Origin of the sequence: Desulfosporosinus youngiae DSM 17734 (assembly GCF_000244895.1) — a bacterium.
GTDB lineage: Bacteria > Bacillota > Desulfitobacteriia > Desulfitobacteriales > Desulfitobacteriaceae > Desulfosporosinus > Desulfosporosinus youngiae.
On sequence record NZ_CM001441.1, the window covers coordinates 669,661 to 686,534 of the forward strand.

Annotated in this window: 15 protein-coding genes and 1 pseudogene; 15 read left to right on the top strand and 1 reads right to left on the bottom strand. The window is 45.4% G+C overall.

The features are described 5' to 3' along the window. Positions 1–48: 48 nt before the first annotated feature. Positions 49–1,464, top strand: a pseudogene (gene mttB / locus DESYODRAFT_RS28990) ([trimethylamine--corrinoid protein] Co-methyltransferase). Positions 1,465–1,681: 217 nt separating this feature from the next. Further along, positions 1,682–2,923 (top strand): ethanolamine utilization protein EutH, encoded by a 1,242-nt coding sequence (gene eutH / locus DESYODRAFT_RS03205; protein WP_007779331.1) that lies wholly within the window; start codon positions 1,682–1,684, stop codon positions 2,921–2,923. On the opposite strand, the gene DESYODRAFT_RS03210 is transcribed toward eutH, so the two are convergent. After that, the gene (locus DESYODRAFT_RS03210; protein WP_007779334.1) at positions 2,924–4,405 is read right to left on the bottom strand and encodes a sigma-54 interaction domain-containing protein; all 1,482 of its coding nucleotides are present in this window, start codon (positions 4,403–4,405) and stop codon (positions 2,924–2,926) included. A 510-nt stretch (positions 4,406–4,915) separates the two neighbouring features. Between DESYODRAFT_RS03210 and DESYODRAFT_RS03215 the strand changes: the two genes are divergently transcribed. The 13 genes from DESYODRAFT_RS03215 (at position 4,916) to DESYODRAFT_RS03275 (ending at position 16,861) form a co-directional block, all read left to right on the top strand. Further along, complete coding sequence (locus tag DESYODRAFT_RS03215) at positions 4,916–5,713, top strand: methyltetrahydrofolate cobalamin methyltransferase (protein WP_007779335.1); 798 nt, start codon at positions 4,916–4,918, stop codon at positions 5,711–5,713. Positions 5,714–5,903: 190 nt separating this feature from the next. Next, positions 5,904–7,019 (top strand): methylornithine synthase PylB, encoded by a 1,116-nt coding sequence (gene pylB, locus DESYODRAFT_RS03220; protein WP_007779337.1) that lies wholly within the window; start codon positions 5,904–5,906, stop codon positions 7,017–7,019. A gap of 6 nt (positions 7,020–7,025) precedes the next feature. Then, positions 7,026–7,883, top strand: coding sequence for a 3-methylornithyl-N6-L-lysine dehydrogenase PylD (pylD, locus tag DESYODRAFT_RS03225; protein WP_007779338.1), 858 nt, complete (start codon positions 7,026–7,028; stop codon positions 7,881–7,883). A 23-nt stretch (positions 7,884–7,906) separates the two neighbouring features. Next, complete coding sequence (gene pylSn, locus DESYODRAFT_RS03230) at positions 7,907–8,233, top strand: pyrrolysine--tRNA(Pyl) ligase small subunit (RefSeq protein ID WP_007779340.1); 327 nt, start codon at positions 7,907–7,909, stop codon at positions 8,231–8,233. Between the two features lie 283 nt (positions 8,234–8,516). Continuing rightward, the gene (gene hisG, locus DESYODRAFT_RS03235) at positions 8,517–9,197 is read left to right on the top strand and encodes an ATP phosphoribosyltransferase (protein ID WP_007779342.1); all 681 of its coding nucleotides are present in this window, start codon (positions 8,517–8,519) and stop codon (positions 9,195–9,197) included. Between the two features lie 48 nt (positions 9,198–9,245). Further along, complete coding sequence (hisD, locus tag DESYODRAFT_RS03240; RefSeq protein WP_007779344.1) at positions 9,246–10,547, top strand: histidinol dehydrogenase; 1,302 nt, start codon at positions 9,246–9,248, stop codon at positions 10,545–10,547. A 31-nt stretch (positions 10,548–10,578) separates the two neighbouring features. Continuing rightward, positions 10,579–11,664: a histidinol-phosphate transaminase gene (gene hisC, locus DESYODRAFT_RS03245; protein ID WP_007779345.1), complete on the top strand. Its 1,086-nt coding sequence runs from the start codon at positions 10,579–10,581 to the stop codon at positions 11,662–11,664. A 21-nt stretch (positions 11,665–11,685) separates the two neighbouring features. Continuing rightward, the gene (hisB, locus tag DESYODRAFT_RS03250) at positions 11,686–12,270 is read left to right on the top strand and encodes an imidazoleglycerol-phosphate dehydratase HisB (RefSeq protein WP_007779347.1); all 585 of its coding nucleotides are present in this window, start codon (positions 11,686–11,688) and stop codon (positions 12,268–12,270) included. Next, positions 12,271–12,900: an imidazole glycerol phosphate synthase subunit HisH gene (gene hisH / locus DESYODRAFT_RS03255; RefSeq protein WP_007779349.1), complete on the top strand. Its 630-nt coding sequence runs from the start codon at positions 12,271–12,273 to the stop codon at positions 12,898–12,900. Beyond that, entirely contained in the window at positions 12,878–13,639 is a 762-nt protein-coding gene (hisA, locus tag DESYODRAFT_RS03260) for a 1-(5-phosphoribosyl)-5-[(5-phosphoribosylamino)methylideneamino]imidazole-4-carboxamide isomerase (protein WP_042339281.1), read from the top strand. The genes hisH and hisA overlap by 23 nt, the downstream gene beginning before the upstream one ends. Positions 13,640–13,653: 14 nt before the next feature. After that, positions 13,654–14,418, top strand: a complete 765-nt coding sequence (gene hisF / locus DESYODRAFT_RS03265; protein ID WP_007779353.1) for an imidazole glycerol phosphate synthase subunit HisF — start codon at positions 13,654–13,656, stop codon at positions 14,416–14,418. A gap of 106 nt (positions 14,419–14,524) precedes the next feature. Further along, a complete protein-coding gene (gene hisIE, locus DESYODRAFT_RS03270) occupies positions 14,525–15,196 on the top strand; it encodes a bifunctional phosphoribosyl-AMP cyclohydrolase/phosphoribosyl-ATP diphosphatase HisIE (protein ID WP_007779356.1) in 672 nt (223 codons plus the stop codon). 795 nt (positions 15,197–15,991) lie between these two features. Further along, positions 15,992–16,861: a DUF3102 domain-containing protein gene (locus DESYODRAFT_RS03275; RefSeq protein ID WP_007779364.1), complete on the top strand. Its 870-nt coding sequence runs from the start codon at positions 15,992–15,994 to the stop codon at positions 16,859–16,861. Positions 16,862–16,874: the final 13 nt, after the last annotated feature.

A 16,874-nucleotide genomic window follows, 5' to 3' on the forward strand; every position in this document is an offset into this window, starting at 1 on the left:
AGAAATCCTTGGTCTAATAATCCTCAAAAGCATGGCTTTAGTCTAAGTATGTTCACAGATAATGAATTAAGACAAATTCACTATTCAACGCTGGAAGTCCTCTGGCAGGAAGGGGTGCATATCACTTCTAAAGAGGCCCTGGATCTTTTCCAGGATGCCGGAGCTATGGTAGACCGCAGTGAATCTGTTGTACGTATTCCTGCACACCTGGTAGAAGATGCCATCAGGTCTGCTCCGAGCACCATTACCCTTGCCGGTCGTAATCCAAAGAACGATTGTGTATTGGAGGGCAGCCGGGTAAGCTTCACCACCTTTGGTGCCGGAGTAAAAATTGTTGACCCCGTAACAGGCGTTTTAAGAAACACAACCAAGGCTGACGTTGCCGGAACAGCCTTAGTTGCCGATTATCTGGATGGAGTCGACGTTTATTCACATGCGGTTTCAGCCAGAGACTGCCCTAAAGTATCCGTCGATTTACATGAAGCAGAAGCTTTTTTGAGCAATACAAGTAAACATGCTATGCACATTGACCTTACCTCAGGCGATCATGCCAAAAAATATCTTGAAATGGGTGCAATTATTGCCGGCGGTTGGGATAATCTCAGGAAGCGGCCTGTTTTATCAGCTCTAACCTGCCCGCAAAGTCCGCTCCAGCTTCATAAAGAGTGCTGTGACATTATCATGGAATTTGCCCGGGCAGGTGTACCGTGCAATATATTGTCAATGGCTATGTCCGGAGCTACCACACCGGTAACCATTGCCGGTACCCTGGTTGTGCACAATGCCGAAGTTCTCGCAGGGATTACCTTATCCCAGCTCGCCTGCAAGGGTGCGCCGGTAATGTATGGTAGTTCTACTACGACCTTTGACCTGCAATATGCTACAGCTCCAGTGGGTTCGCCGGAGCTTGGAATGTGCAGCGCGGGTGTGGCGGCTCTGGCTCAGTTCTACTTACTTCCCAGCTTCACAGCGGGGACATAGGCAGACAGCAAATTATCCGATGCCCAGGCAGGATATGAAAAAACCATGACGGCTCTGTTGCCGGCCTTGGCAGGAGTTAACCTGATTTATGGAATGGGAATGCTGGAGTTAGGGGTAACCTTCAGCTATGCCCAACTACTCATCGATAACGAAATAGCAGAGATGGTAAAACGAGTGGTTCGTGGTGTGGAAATTAACGATGAAACCTTGGCGGTTGATCTGATCAAGCGAGTAGGCGGAGGTAGTGGTAAACACTACTTGTTGGAAAAACATACTATGGAGTATGTTAAGAAAGAGCAATCCAGAGCAAATCTGTTTGACCGGAAAATGCGCCAAATTTGGGAAGCAGAGACCGGGGGCAAAGATGCCGGAGAGCGCGCCGCTGAAAGGGCACGGGAAATTCTGAACGAATACAAACCCGAACCGTTGGATAAGGAAGTACAGCAAAAACTCAGAAATATCATCGAAGAGCTAGAAAAATAATCGTTATTAAAACCTCATAAAACCCCAATGTGAGGCATTTTCGAAAGAGAAACAGTGATTGGTTTACTGGATAAGTGGTAGGTGCCATCTTGTTTAGTAATAAAACACTGCCAGAGAAAACGGAGGAGATGTAGGTGCATTTCCTCCGTTTTAATCGTCTTTTAATGGTCTGTTGTCAGATGGGTTTCTAAAAACGTTTGTCAGGAGGAGATATTTAATGGTTATATTCGGTAAAGTAATGATTTTTATTATCATGGCCTGTTGTTTAGCGGGAGCTGTTGCGTCAGCTGTCAAAGAGGATTCTGAATTAGGGCAGTCATTTATCAATGGCCTAGAAACCATAGGGACTATTTTTCTGCCTATTGCGGGAATTATGATCTCGATTCCCTATTTAACCATCTTTATTGAGAAGGTTTTTGGTTCGATCTATAGTTTTATCGGTGCGGATCTGGCTATAGCGGCAACGACTTTTATCCCCAGTGATATAGGGGGATATGTTTTGGCCGAGGTTCTCGCCCAATCACCTGAAACTTGGATCATGGCCATGGTGGTAGGCATTATGGCCGCGCCAACAATTTTGTATAATATTCCCATTGGCTTAGCCATGTTAGAAAAAGAGGATCACCAATATTTAGCTTTAGGTATGATGTCCGGAATGCTGGCAGTTCCTTTTGGGGTTCTTGTCACTTGTATGATCCTCTTTTTTTCCCATACTCCGGTTCGGGAAGCTATTTCCACGAATGCAGATGCTACGTATGTATTGACCTTTGGATTAGTTACTATTTTTATTAACCTTCTGCCTTTAATTATCATCTGTGTCTTATTCGCTTTGGGGCTGAAGCTGATACCTAAAAAGATGATTAAAGGCTTTATGATCTATGGAAAGATACTAATGTCAGCCTTAAAACTGGTAGTAGCTTTTGCGATCATAGAATATTTCACCGGAGTATTTTCCAAGGTTTTAGGCGGATGGGGTTTTGATCCATTTATTGCGGATGAGGAAGAAACCTTCAGGGCCTTGGAAATCACGGGTATTATCGGAATTATGCTGGCGGGAGCATTTCCCATGGTCTATCTGCTGAAAAAGTATTTGCAGACGCCTTTAACAAAAATAGGGACAAAATTAGGGCTGACTTTCTCCGGCAGTGCCGGACTCTTAGCTGCCTCTGCCAACGTTTTAGCGATGTTTGCCACAATTAAAGATATGCCTCCCCAGGATAAGGTTAAGTGCATTGCCTACAGCGTTTGTGCAGGTTATCTTTTGGGAGATTATTTGTCCTTCACCGCTAATTTCCAGCCAACCTTAATCGTGCCTGTTTTCACCGGGCAATTATGTGGGGGGATTATGGGCATTTTTATAGCTGATAAGTTATCAGTCCCCCAAGCCATCAAACTTGCCGAAGAACATAAAGAAAAGTCCAATACGGGAAATAAAAAGGAATACAGTCCAGGACTGTAATTATTTGTTCGTAATTCCCAGGGCTTTAAGTTTATAGTGTAAGTTTTGCCTGGATATACCCAATACTTTGGCTGATCTGCTTATATTCCCTTTATTACGCATAAGGGTGCTTTTGATGATATTTTTTTCGGTTTCCAACAAAGCATCCTGAAGTGTTCCATTATGAATTGCCGTATGTTGACCTTGAAAGTTATCCGTGTTTTGAAGATCTTTATTAAGAAGAAAAAGTCTTTCGCCAAAATATTCAGGTACATGGTGCAGCTTTAACATCTTCTCTTTGTTATGAACAAAATTCATAGCACCTTCAACAAAGTTTTCTAATTCCCGAACATTACCTGGCCAGTCATATTGTTCAAAGAAACGAATCAATTCCTCAGAAATATCATTAACAAACAGCCCGAATTCATGATTGCATTTTCTGATAAAATGCCTGGCCAAAACCTCAATATCTTCTTTTCTTTCCCTCAGGGGAGGAATATTCAGAGTAATGGTAGCCAAACGGAAGTATAAGTCGGATCGAATAATTTGCTCTTTAACGGCCTCAACCGGGTCTATATTTGTAGCACTTATGACTCTGCAATGAAGTGGCATCTGGACTTTGCTTCCGAGCCTCCGTACTGATTTTTCCTGGAGTACTCTTAGCAGTTTGGACTGCAGGGAAAAGGACATGGAATTAATTTCATCTAAGAAAATAGTTCCTTCTTCTGCTTGTTCAAATAGGCCGGGCGTATCTGTAGCACCAGTAAAAGCGCCTTTAACCGTTCCGAAGAGCAGGCTTTCTAAAAGTGTATCTGGAATAGCCGCACAATTTACAGGGATAAAGGGACCTTCCGAATACAAACTGGCATTATGAATCCCCTGAGCAAATAGTTCTTTGCCCGTGCCGGTTTCCCCCACGATTAATACTGGGGAGTTGCGGCAAGCTATCCTGCGTGCGTCTGCCGTAATCCGTTTCATCTTGCTGTTTATGCCTATTATATCGTCGAGCAGATACATTGCTCCATCGTGATGACTAAGTTCTTCTTTGATGAATTTTTTCTGCATCTCTAAAGTAATTGCGATAAAGTCACCGATCTGATTCATATTGCGAAAGATAACGTAAACTGCTGTGATTTGCCCCTTGTAATAAAAGGGATATGCACTAAAAATCATATTGGTTTTTCTTCCATCATTTAAGTTATACCAATAAGGTTGGTCAATCAAAGGTTTCCCCGTTTTTAGAATTTTCTTGGTTACTTCCTCCGAAAAGTAGTAGGGCTGTGCAAAGACATCCTCTTCCTTTCTCCCTAAAAGATCTTTTCTATCAAGACCCTCCATTTTTTCTGATTCGGTATTATACAGAATGATTTCATCTTTTTCATTAACTACATAGACAGATTCATGAATCCTATCAATAACAGTTTTGAGCAATTCGTTCTCTTTCTTTAATTCTTCATTTTCCTTTTGAAGTTCTTCGATCATGATATCAACTGTCTTATTCATTGAAAAATCCTCCAAAGCAAAAGTTTTGAGATGGCCGCTTTTCTCGCAGAGGCGGAGTCTGGCAGATCTGAACTGTAATTATTTTTTTCATAGAAAAATTAGATTACATCTACTGTAGAGGTAAATATTAACCAATTGTAAATAAACTGTTACAGTTATGGGTTAAATTTGTTTTGTTCATATTAAAACGATATTGAAATCTCTAGTCTAGTATAGTTTTTAATGTCATTCTATAAATTGGCATAAAACTTGCTTATTAAATTATATATTGATTTCGACATTTGAACAAGACTAAATATTCCGATTATTCAGCGTAGTTTCGACTCTTTTGCCAGTTATTTCAATAAATGATTAAAGTTAAATGAAAAGGAGGAGAATACTCAATATTTACGTCGAAATTTGATTAATGGTAAAAGATTGCACAAGTCGAAAAGAAAAAAGAAGAAAGTCGATCTTGTAGAGGATATGGGAAGTGGGACAGTGGGGATAAATATTTAGGGGGCGAATGAGATGATAATTGTAGGAGAACTCATTAATGCGAGCAGAAAGGCAATTGGTGAAGCTATTCGGGCACAAGATGCAGAGGCAGTTAAAAAAGTCGCAGTTGACCAACGAGAAGCAGGTGCCAACTTTATTGATGTGAATGCTGGAATCTTCGTGGGGAAAGAAGCGGAATACCTCCAGTGGCTGGTAAAAACGGTTCAAGAGGCTACGGACGCGCCTTGTTGCATCGATAGTCCGGATCCAAATGCGATCCATGCGGCGCTATCGGTACATAAAGGGACGGCCATGATTAACTCCATATCTTTGGAAAAGAGCCGGTTTGATTCCTTGGTTCCTGTCGTAGCCGGGACTGATCTCAAGGTTATTGCCCTTTGCATGAGTGATGAAGGGATGCCCGAGACCACCGACCAACGACTCAAAATTGCTGATCGTCTGATCAATGGATTAGTGCAAAACAATGTCCCAATCGATAATATTTACGTCGATCCTCTGGTGCAGCCTGTCGCGACCAATAAGGATTTTGGCATAGAATTTCTCAATGCCATTGAGGCCATTTCCAAGCAATTCAAGGGTGTTCACACTATGTGCGGATTATCAAACATTTCCTATGGATTACCGAACCGTAAATTTATCAATCAAGCCTTTGCAATTATGGCCATTGCTAAAGGTCTGGATGGATTAATTATCAATCCGTTAGATAAAAGAATGCTGGCAGGTCTCGTCACGGCCGAAACCTTATTTGGACGTGACAACTTCTGTATGAACTATCTTAACGCCTACCGTTCACAATTGTTTGAATTCTAAAAAGACAAACAGTTCACTCAAGCCCAAAAGGCTGAGATGAGTAAAACCCTAGAAAACCAACAAAGGAACGTTGATCGTTCCTTTGTTGGTTCATATTAGAATTAAACAAAAAGTCGTCACCGATCTCGAAAGTAAATGAGACAAAAACATAATGAGTATAATCCATCAGACGAAGCAAGGGGGCAGCTATATGCAGGATCTTAAAATAGACGGGATTCTCGACAAGGCGAGACAAGAAAATTCCCTTAGCCGTGAGGAAATTCTGAGATTATTAGATATAACCTCAGAAAAGGAATTAGGGGAAGTTTCACAAGCTGCAAGGGAGCTTCGCGGACGATATTTTCAGAATAAAGTATTTCTTTATGGCTTCGTATATTTTTCGACATACTGTCGTAACGATTGCACCTTTTGTCTCTACCGAAAATCCAACCGAAATTATCCTCGTTATAGAAAAAACAGTGAAGAAATTATGACGACCGCTCACTGTTTGGTGAATTCCGGAGTGCATCTTTTAGACCTGACCATGGGCGAGGACCCCCTGTATTATCATTCAATCCATGGATTCAATGATCTTTTAAAAATGGTTAAAGTGCTAAAAGGAGAAACCCAAACCCCGATAATGATTTCACCTGGGATCGTTTCTCCGGAAGTTCTTTGGAAATTCAAAGAAGCCGGTGCCGACTGGTATGCATGTTACCAGGAAACCCACAATAAGACGCTTTATAATCAATTACGCATCGAGCAGAGTTATGAGGAACGGATGAATCGGAAGATCCTGGCAAAAGAAATGGGATACTTAATCGAAGAAGGATTGCTAACCGGAGTCGGTGATACCAATGAAGATATCGCAGACTCTATTCTGACTATGGCAAGCATCGGAGCGGACCAAGTTCGGGTCATGAGCTTTGTTCCTCAGGAAAATACACCCCTGGCAAATTGGAAAACCAATTCTCACTTTCGGGAGTTGTTGATCATTGCTGTCATGCGTTTGGTCATGCCCGAGCGTTTGATTCCCGCGTCTCTGGATGTGGATGGTTTAAAGGGGTTGGAACAGCGGCTGAATTCCGGAGCCAACGTCATCACATCAATTATTCCACCTTCAGCAGGTATGGCCGGAGTATCTCAAAGTACTCTGGATATCGATGACGGAAACCGGTCGATCGAGAAGGTGCTCCCTGTTCTGAAGGCCAACAGGTTAGAAGCTGCAACAACTGAAGAATATCAAGCCTGGGTGAACGTCCGTAAAACCCACAGTATTCCTCCGGAGAAAGAAATCCCTATCCTCAGAGCTTACATAAGGAGCTGAATTGCTATGACTCGCCTAAAGGAGAGGGACATCGATTTAATCGCACAGCAAATAAAAGAGTACAACGAAGAGTTGGTGAGAAAGACCGGTCATACACTTTCCGAAATCGCCGCGCATGCTATTGGTATGCACTATACAGACGTTCCTAATCCAGGGCCTGTTGCGGTGTTGCCCATGACCTGCGGACAGGGAGTGATCGGCGGGTTTTCTGAAACTGTCGCAGGGATATTAAGTTTCCTTGGAATGAGTACCTTTGTTCCTGCCTTCCCGGATGTTAAAGGTTTTGCTGAAACCTTGGAGCGTAAGGCAGAAATCGTCTTTATGGCTGATGATGACCGCTTTATCGCAGCGCACCTGAAGACAGGGTATTGCTCAGATAATAGCCGGGCAACCGGGAAGGGATATGCAGCAGCTCTCGATTACTTGACAGGAGGGCTTAAGGACCGGAGTGTGCTGATATTGGGCGCGGGTCCGGTGGGACGCTCTGCAGCCGTTTCTGTTCTCGGCTTCGGAGGAAAAATCGCTGTTTATGACAAGGACTCAAAAGTCAGTGAAAAACTGGCTCAGGACATTTTAAGTCAGAGCGGACAATATGTTCACCTTGAGAAGGACTTTGATTCGGCTATAAAAAGTCATCGGGCAATCGTGGATGCATGCCCCGAAGCGGAGTTTATAACCCGGGACTATCTTTATTCTGATACTTTTATTTCAGCCCCGGGAGTACCCTTAGGTGTCCATTCCGATGCCCTAGACCAAATCTCCTCACGTTTGATTCATGATCCGCTTCAATTGGGAGTAGCGACTATGCTTTATGAGCTTTTAAATCGAATAGAGGCTAAAAGGAACTTATCGAATTCTATATAGTATTTTAAGGAGGTGGGGATCAAGTGTCTCAAGCAGCCCTTAAAGAAAAGAAGCGGTATTATCGCAAAAATGTAGATTTCTGTAATTTAGTAGAGAAAATTAAACTATGGCCCTCTCGCAGCGGCAAATTGCATGGAATCAAGTCTTTGACTCGAAGAGGGGATATGGCGGAGATTGTAACCCACTGCAACCGGCGTTTTATTATCTATAATTCGAGGCACGGCCGAGCTGCCCGCTGGATGAGGAATAAATGGTTTATAAGTGTCTGTCCCATATGTAAGGTTCCGGAATGGAAGCTCCAGAAGTATTCATCGACAGTGATGAATCAACATTATGGAGCGCATCTATAATTTAATGAAAATTGCCTGGAATGTGTAGGGTAGAAAATAATAAAGAGCTGCTGCGAATTTTTCTAAGTTCGGCAGCAGTTTTTTTTATGGGGAAACTAAGATAAATGGTTATTTGAAAAGTCTGAGGATTAAAACTAATTTTAATTTGCCTTAAAGGGTTGCCAGAGTAAAAGGACATTGATATAATTAATATATTAGCACTTTAATTAACTAAAGTACTAAATAAATAAACGATTGAGTTCTTAGTTCTTAGTTCTTGGGATAGTAGAGAGGGGATGCCCGGGTGGATAAAGATTTTTTAACGATTGCGTTGCCTAAGGGAAAGTTGTTGACTGACTCGATTCAATTGTTGGGCCGAGTGGGGATAGAATGCAGTCATGTTAATGAAGATTCGCGGAAGCTCTTCTATGATCTTCCGAATAGTAAGGCAAAAATTATTATTTGCCGGCCGACAGATATTCCGACTTATGTAGAATATGGGGCTGCAGATCTGGGATTTGTGGGGAAGGACACCTTGCTGGAAGAAAACAAGGATGTGGCTGAATTGCTGGACCTCAAATTTGGGTATTGCCGTTTTGTGGTGGCGATGTTGGAAGCGAGTGTTCCTCCTAAACTTCCCAGTGGAGAGTACGACTTAAGCGGGCTGAACCATCAACGGGTAGCTACGAAGTTTCCCCGGGTGACTGAGCGCTTTTTTAGCGGAATTGGAATGCAGGTTACACCTATTAAGCTGCATGGAAATATGGAGCTGGCTCCCTGTGTCAACCTGGCAGAAATGATTGTCGATATTGTTTCTACCGGAAAAACGCTGAGAGAAAACCATTTGGTCGAGGTAGCTCCCATTCTCGAAGCCACTACCCGTTTAATTGCAAATCGTGTAGCCTACCGCATGAAATACGAACGGATACGGGATTTAGTTGAAGGCCTGCGCGAACATTCACGAGCAGAGGCTTCGGCAAATTAGTACGATTACCCCCGGATATTGAGGAACAAATTGGAGGATGAAGGATTTATGAAGGTTGAGAAGCTAAAAGAGCTTGATTTAAAACGTCTTACCCGGAAATCCTATGGAGACGATCAAATTTTAGAACAACGTGTTACGGAAATACTCAAGCGTGTTCAGGAGGATGGAGAAGAAGCAATCTATCAATTAACCGAGGAATTTGATCACGTTAACCTGCGTCAAAGCGGCTTGCGTGTCACAGATGAGGAGATTCAAGAGGCCTATCAAGAGGTAAGTGAGGATTTCTTGCAGGCTTTGCGGACTGCTAAAGCAAATATTTTAAGGTATCATGAGAAGCAGAAACGAACCTCATGGCTGGAACCGGATGCGGATGGGAGCCTGCTGGGACAACTGCTGCTTCCGCTCAAGCGCGTGGGGATTTATGTTCCTGGCGGAACAGCATCGTATCCATCCTCGGTATTGATGAACGCCTTACCTGCGGTTGTAGCCGGAGTCAAAGAAATCGTGATGGTCAGTCCCCCTGGAATGGATGGCACGCTTCTGCCGGAGGTTTTGGTGGCGGCGGCTGAAGCCGGGGTGAGTGAAGTGTATAAAGTAGGAGGGGCTCAGGGGATTGCGGCCTTAGCCTATGGGACGGAAACTATCGTCCAGGTGGATAAGATAACCGGACCGGGAAATATTTACGTGACCTTAGCCAAAAAGCAAGTTTTTGGAACGGTAGATATTGATATGCTGGCCGGACCGAGTGAAATTCTAATCTTAGTGGATGAGAGCGGAGATCCGGAAGAGTTGGCGGCGGATTTACTCTCTCAGGCCGAGCACGATCGTTTAGCCTCAGCGATCCTGGTCTCACCCTCTCAGGAACTCCTTGAACAGACCATGGTTGCTGTGGAGAGGCAGCTTGCGGATTTGCCCCGTGCCGAGATTGCCAGAGCGTCCTGGGAAACCTATGGGGCAGCGATCCTTGTCTCAGATCTCCAAGAGGGAATGGATTTGGCCAACCAAATTGCCCCGGAGCATTTTGAACTCGTCGTGCAAGACCCGTATTCCTGGTTGGGGCAAGTCCGCAATGTCGGTGCAGTCTTTCTGGGGCGGTATTCTCCCGAACCGGTCGGAGATTATTTTGCCGGGCCGAATCATGTCTTACCTACCGGAGGATCGGCACGTTTTTATTCCCCCCTTAATGTGGATATGTTCATGAAAAAGGTTAGTGTCATCGGTTATTCGGAAGCAGCTCTGAAAAGAGATGCCCGGCAGATCGCTTTACTCGCCCGCAGTGAGGGTTTAGAAGCACATGCCCGCGCTGTGGAAGTACGGTTTAGGGGCAGAGAAGAGGCAAAGAAGATTTAATCCAAGGTCACACAAGGGAGATGTAGTTATTATGGAAAGAAAATCGGCTAATCCTGAAGGATTGGTTCGTCCTGCAGTCCGTCAGCTGGTTCCTTACGAAACAAAATATATGCCTGAGTGCATTAAGCTGGATGCCAATGAAAACCCTTTTCCGTGGCCCGCAAAAATGAGGGAAACCCTGGTTGCCGAAAAACTGGCATTTAACCGCTATCCGGATGGAATGGGACAGGACCTTAAGACGCGGATTGCTAAGTATACGGCAACCTCTCCGGAAGGAATTCTGATCGGCAACGGATCGGATGAGTTGATCCAAATGATCTTACTTACGTTCGGCGGTGCGGGAAAATCCTTGATTATCCATCCTCCGACATTTGGCATGTATCAGATCTATGCTCAATTGACGGAAACTACAGTTGTGGAGGTGCCCTTGTTAAATGGCCTTGACCTGGACACGGAGCAAATGTTAAGGGCATCTCAAGCTCCGGAGGCTCAGCTGGTCATTATTTGCAATCCCAACAATCCCACCGGATCGCTGTTTCCGAGGGAGGAGATTCTCCGGCTCGTGGGGGAAAGCGGCAAAATTGTCGTGGTAGATGAGGCCTATGCTGAATTTTCAGGAGAAACGCTGATTCCTGAGATCAAAAATTATCCTAACCTGGTGATTATGCGGACATTTTCTAAGGCCTTTGGAATGGCCGGCCTTCGCGTAGGGTATTTGCTGGGGCAACCGGGAACTATCTCCTTAATCAATCGAGTACGGCCCCCCTTCAATGTCAACTCGTTCAGCCAGAGAGCGGGAATCCTGGCCTTGGATTATTTAAATGAATACCAAGAGCAAATTCAGCAGATTAAGGCAGAAACCCAAAAGCTGCAGGCTGCCTTAAATGGGGTGCCAAATCTAAGGGTTTACCCGACGCGGGCGAATTTTATCCTCTTTAAACCGGAAGACCCCGACCGGTGGGCGTCGGAATTGTTAAGGCGGGGTTTTCTGGTTCGGAACATGGGCGTGCTTCCTGCGCTTGGCAAATGCCTGCGTATCAGTGCGGGGCTGCCGGAGGAAAATGAAGGGTTTATTCGAGCCGTTCGAGAGATTAGCGCAGCTGCACTTAGCCTATGAGGAAGTCGAGAGGAGAAAATTATGAGAGAAGCCTATATTGAACGGAAAACTAAGGAAACAGAAATCCGTGTACGCTTGAACCTGGATGGAACAGGAGAGGCTCAAGTTAAGACCGGGCTTGGGTTCTTTGATCATATGCTGACAGCGTTTGCCCGCTTTGCCTATCTTGATCTCATCCTTGAGGCCAGTGGGGATCTGGAGGTGGATGCCCACCATACGATTGAGGATTGTGGGATCGTAATGGGGCAAGCAGTGCGGGAAGCTTGCGGGGATAAAGCAGGGATTGAACGAATTGGGGAGGCTCTGGTTCCTATGGACGAGGCTCTAGTGCAAGTGGCTCTGGATATATCAAATCGTCCTTATCTGGTTTGGGATGTGGAGTGTCCGGATGGTATGGTTGGCGGGTTTCCAGTGGAGATGGCGGAGGAGTTTTTCAGGGCGTTAGCAGTACAGAGCGGGCTTACCCTGCATGTGAGAAAATTTTCAGGAAAAAACCGACATCATATTCTGGAAGCTGCCTTTAAAGGAGTGGGGAGAGCCCTTGGTCTGGCTCTGCGCCGGAACACTCGGTATAGTGGCATCCTTTCAACCAAAGGAGTTTTATAAATGATAGGAATTGTCGATTATGGACGGGGAAACTTGAGAAGTGTGGAAAAGGCTTTGGAAAAGGTCGGTTTTGAAGCAACGATTATGGCATCCCCAACGGAACTGAACTTAGTGAATGGACTTATACTCCCAGGAGTTGGGGCGTTTGCCGATGCGATGCAGGCCTTAAGACAAGGGGGATGGATTGAGCCGCTCATCCGTTTCGCTCGCTCAGGGCGGCCCTTTTTGGGAATCTGTTTAGGGATGCAGATTCTCTTTGAAGTTGGAGAAGAACACGGCGAGCACGCCGGATTAGGACTGTTAGCCGGTCGGGTGGTCAAATTTCCACCGGGCAGAAAGGTTCCGCATATGGGCTGGAATAGTTTGCAGCTGGAGCAGCCTTCGTATTTATTGGAAGGGATTCCTAATGAGTCCTACTTTTATTTTGTTCATTCCTATTATGCGGAGCCTGGCGAGAAGAGGGATGTCGCCGCGACCAGTGACTATGGGGTTGTTTTCCCCGCGGTTGTAAGCAAGGACAATGTCTGGGGGGCGCAATTTCATCCGGAAAAATCAAGTCCCTGGGGTCTCAAACTTCTGACGAATTTTGGAAAGTGGGTGAATGAAAATGCTGCTCTTTCCGGCCATTGATCTAAAAGAGGGGAAAGCGGTGCGCCTTTTACAGGGGAGGATGGAGGATTCTACGGTTTACGCAGATAACCCTGTTGAAGTTGCTCAAGACTTTGAGAAACAAGGAGCCGAGTATTTACATATGGTTGATCTGAATGGCGCCTTTTCCGGAAAGCCTATGAACGATGAAGCCATACGGAGGATTGTCGGCAGTGTTTCGCTGAAAATTCAGGTAGGCGGTGGAATCCGCACGATGGAGCAGATTACAGAGTTATTAGAGTTAGGGGTTGAACGGGTTATTCTAGGCACGATCGCCGTTAAAAATCCGGAATTGGTTGCCGAGGCGGCACGCCGATATGGGAAACGAGTCATCGTGGGGATTGATGCCAAGGACGGCTTGGTCGCCGTTCAAGGATGGGCTGAAACGACAGAAATGCGGGCTGTCGATTTAGGAAAGGCTATGAAAGCCGTGGGAATTCAAAGTGTGGTCTTCACAGATATCTCACGCGACGGAATGCTCCAGGGACCTAATCTGGAGAGTACCGTACAGATGGCTCAGGAAACCGGCCTGTCTGTGATCGCCTCAGGCGGGATTTCTACGTTAGCTGATCTGAGAAACCTGCAGGCCGAAGTGCTTAAAGGAGTTGCTATTGAAGGCGCTATTACCGGAAAAGCGCTCTATAGCGGGGCCTTTACCCTGGGGGAAGCCTTGGAGGCTGCTCGTGGAAAAGCGTTAATCTCAGAAGCAAAAGAAGGTTAAGGAGGGAATGAGACATGTTAAGTAAGCGGATCATTCCCTGTTTAGATGTCCATGATGGGCGTGTGGTCAAGGGAACCAATTTTGTGCAGTTACGTGACGCGGGAGACCCAGTGGAACTCGCGGCCCTCTACGACCAAGAAGGCGCGGATGAGTTAATTTTCCTGGATATAACCGCTTCATCTGATAACCGGGAAACTATGGTTGACGTAGTGCGCCGAACCGCTGAGCAGGTTTTTATTCCTTTCACAATCGGAGGCGGATTGCGGACTATTGAGGATATCCGCCGCATGCTCAGAGCGGGAGCGGATAAAATTGCGCTGAACACGTCGGCGGTTCAGACTCCCAGGCTTATTCAGGAAGGAGCACATGCCTTTGGAAGTCAATGTATTGTAGTAGCTATTGATGCGCGAAGTACGGCAGCGGGTCAATGGGAAGTGTATATTCATGGTGGAAGAACGGCGACCGGCAAGGATGTTTTAGAATGGGCCGCGGAAGTGGAAGCTCTCGGCGCGGGAGAGATTCTTTTAACTTCCATGGATCGCGACGGGACCAAGATTGGCTACGAATTAGAATTGACCAGGGCTGTGAGTCGAGCCGTATCCCTGCCCGTCATAGCGAGCGGTGGGGTAGGAACCTTAGAACATCTCGCGGAAGGGCTAACTGTTGGGGAAGCAGACGCTGTCCTGGCCGCTTCGATCTTTCATTATAAGGAGTATAGCATTGAGGAAGCTAAACGGTATTTAGCGCAGAGGGGAATACTAGTACGGGGACTTGTGTGACACAGCTCTCAGTTCTATGAGGCAGAGCAAACTAACCTTTCAAAGCTCCCTTCGAATTACGCTTTAGATGAACGCTAGATGATGGTAAAGAAAGGTAGAGATACATATGGATGCAAATGAACTACAAGCCTTAGACTTATCAAAGATCCGCTGGGATACGCAAGGGCTTATTCCCGCAATTGTCCAGGATGTAGAGACTAAGGAAGTTTTAATGCTGGCCTATATGAATGAAGAGTCTTTACGGCGGACTTTACTTGAAGGGAAGGCTTGTTATTTTAGCCGAAGCCGGCAATCCCTTTGGTTGAAAGGGGAAACCTCAGGACATTTCCAGGAGATGGTTGATATCAAGTTTGACTGTGATCAGGACGCTTTGCTCCTGACTGTGAAGCAGACCGGTATGGCTTGCCATGAAAACTATTTCTCATGTTTTCACTATGATCTGACCAGCCAAGGCTTCAAGGGGATTGGAGAAGCAAACCTAAGACCTGAGCCTACCCTGGGAAGGACCCTGGAGCTATTGACAGAGGTGATCCATTCCAGGAACCTGGAACGGCCTGAAGGAGCTTATACGACTTATCTTTTCGAGAAGGGCATTGACAAGATTCTCAAAAAGGTTGGGGAAGAAAGCGCGGAAGTGATTATCGCTGCTAAGAATGCCGATCCGGAAGAGATAAGGTGTGAAGTTTCGGACTTGTTCTATCATGTCTTAGTGATGCTTGAAGATCGCGGGGTTGGGATTGCAGAGGTTAGCAGGGAGCTGCTTAAAAGGCGCAGGTGAGATATACTAAAAATTGCTGAGGATGAGGGTATGTGTTGAGGACAAAGAAGTAACTATAAATTATCAGCATCGGGACCCTTTATAGTGAAGAGGGAACTGCCGGCAGCGTCTTAGCTGCCGGCAGTCGGTTTTTCAGTTAATCATTGGTACAAAACCAGGAGAAGGCGCTCATCTTTGGCTTTGAATCTATTTTAAAATATCAAGGTCATGAAACAGTAACAGGCATTCATAAAACAAGTTTCACAATCTCTTGCAATTTATAATAAATATTATATAATAATAAATATCGAAATGTAGTTGTGTAATGAACTCGTTTATAATTGTTTACGTTCTTTTTCAGGGTGTTTTTCAGGTAGAAATTAAATTGAGGGGAGGAGTCCATATGGAAGGGCTGGATTTTTTGGTAACATCCATTTGTTTCTCCGTTTTAGGTTATGGATTATGTTACCTTACTCTTTCAAGTAACAATAAGCTTAAAAGGCCTAACGATACTCAGAAGAATCATTGGCAAGATGAGAGAGCAACCTAAATAATAATTTCTAGCCTGTTCGTGTAAAGAAATATAATCCCAATACTAGTATGATTAGGACTTTGGTTTTTGTCTTTGTCTTCATAATCCGCACTTTTATTATTTTATCAAGGCTGCAGCCCTTGAGTTGAGATACAAGGAGTAAGCTCCGGCCTTGAGAATCTTAGAGCGGGATTGAGCCTTCTGCTTTGGCTATGAACTTCACTATCCAGTACCTGCCGGCATATTCTGCATTAGACGAATTAAGGAAAGGGCGGGCAGATGGAGTGAATGATTTAGCAGCCGAACGGACACCGCTTGTGATTGCGGCTGAAATCAATATGATTACCCACCAGACCAAAAAGATCCTGCTGGCCAGTGCCGTTGAAATCGGCTGCCGGCTGAAAGAAGCGAAGAGCCTAGTCAAGCACGGGGAATGGGGAAAGTGGCTGGAAGAGTCCGTAAGCTATACCCAGAGAACTGCAGAAAGACTGATGAGGCTCTATGAAGAGTATGAGTCCAGCTTCCCCGATGGACAGAGCAGTTCAAATTCGTCACCAGTGTCGAATTTGACATACACCCAAGCCCTCCTCTTGCTGGGTTTACCGGCAGAGGAGAGGGAGGAATTCCTGGCTCAAAACGATGTGGCCGGCATGACGAAACAAGAGCTGCAGCAGGCTCTGAAAGACAGGGACCAAGCCAAGCAGGAGAAGGCGCAAGCTCTTCAGGAAAAGGAAGTCCTCAAACAAGAACTGGAACGGATTCACAGAACCATCTCAGAATTAAAAAAGGAACAAGCCAAAGCTTTGGTCCAGCCTGATTATCTGCAAAATGTCCCAAGGGACGCTTCTGCTGCCGGCGCAAGCTCCTCAGTCAGCAATGCCCCTCCGTCAAGCAATACTTCTTTACCGACGCACAACCTCCAAACGGAAATTGACCCGGGCGCTGCCGCCAAGTATGTGGAGCGCTGCAATACCTGCTGTAAGACCATCAGCACGGCCTTTTTCGAGCTGACGACAGCCCTGACCAATCTGACGCATCTTGATGCGAAGCTGAAGGAGGAAAAAAGAAAAGAAACCCAGAAACTGCTTGAGACCATAGCTGAGACGATTAAGGAGTGGCCGCCCCCTAAAAAACCTCTTAAAGTAATTCACTGACTTTGGAACCTTT

Bases quoted from the DNA above. Each gene is read 5' to 3' on its own strand.
- eutH (WP_007779331.1), top strand. From the start codon at position 1,682: ATGGTTATATTCGGTAAAGTAATGATTTTTATTATCATGGCCTGTTGT.
- DESYODRAFT_RS03210 (WP_007779334.1), bottom strand. From the start codon at position 4,405: ATGAATAAGACAGTTGATATCATGATCGAAGAACTTCAAAAGGAAAAT.
- DESYODRAFT_RS03215 (WP_007779335.1), top strand. From the start codon at position 4,916: ATGATAATTGTAGGAGAACTCATTAATGCGAGCAGAAAGGCAATTGGT.
- pylB (WP_007779337.1), top strand. From the start codon at position 5,904: ATGCAGGATCTTAAAATAGACGGGATTCTCGACAAGGCGAGACAAGAA.
- pylD (WP_007779338.1), top strand. From the start codon at position 7,026: ATGACTCGCCTAAAGGAGAGGGACATCGATTTAATCGCACAGCAAATA.
- hisD (WP_007779344.1), top strand. From the start codon at position 9,246: ATGAAGGTTGAGAAGCTAAAAGAGCTTGATTTAAAACGTCTTACCCGG.
- hisC (WP_007779345.1), top strand. From the start codon at position 10,579: ATGGAAAGAAAATCGGCTAATCCTGAAGGATTGGTTCGTCCTGCAGTC.
- hisB (WP_007779347.1), top strand. From the start codon at position 11,686: ATGAGAGAAGCCTATATTGAACGGAAAACTAAGGAAACAGAAATCCGT.
- hisH (WP_007779349.1), top strand. From the start codon at position 12,271: ATGATAGGAATTGTCGATTATGGACGGGGAAACTTGAGAAGTGTGGAA.
- hisA (WP_042339281.1), top strand. From the start codon at position 12,878: ATGCTGCTCTTTCCGGCCATTGATCTAAAAGAGGGGAAAGCGGTGCGC.
- hisF (WP_007779353.1), top strand. From the start codon at position 13,654: ATGTTAAGTAAGCGGATCATTCCCTGTTTAGATGTCCATGATGGGCGT.
- hisIE (WP_007779356.1), top strand. From the start codon at position 14,525: ATGGATGCAAATGAACTACAAGCCTTAGACTTATCAAAGATCCGCTGG.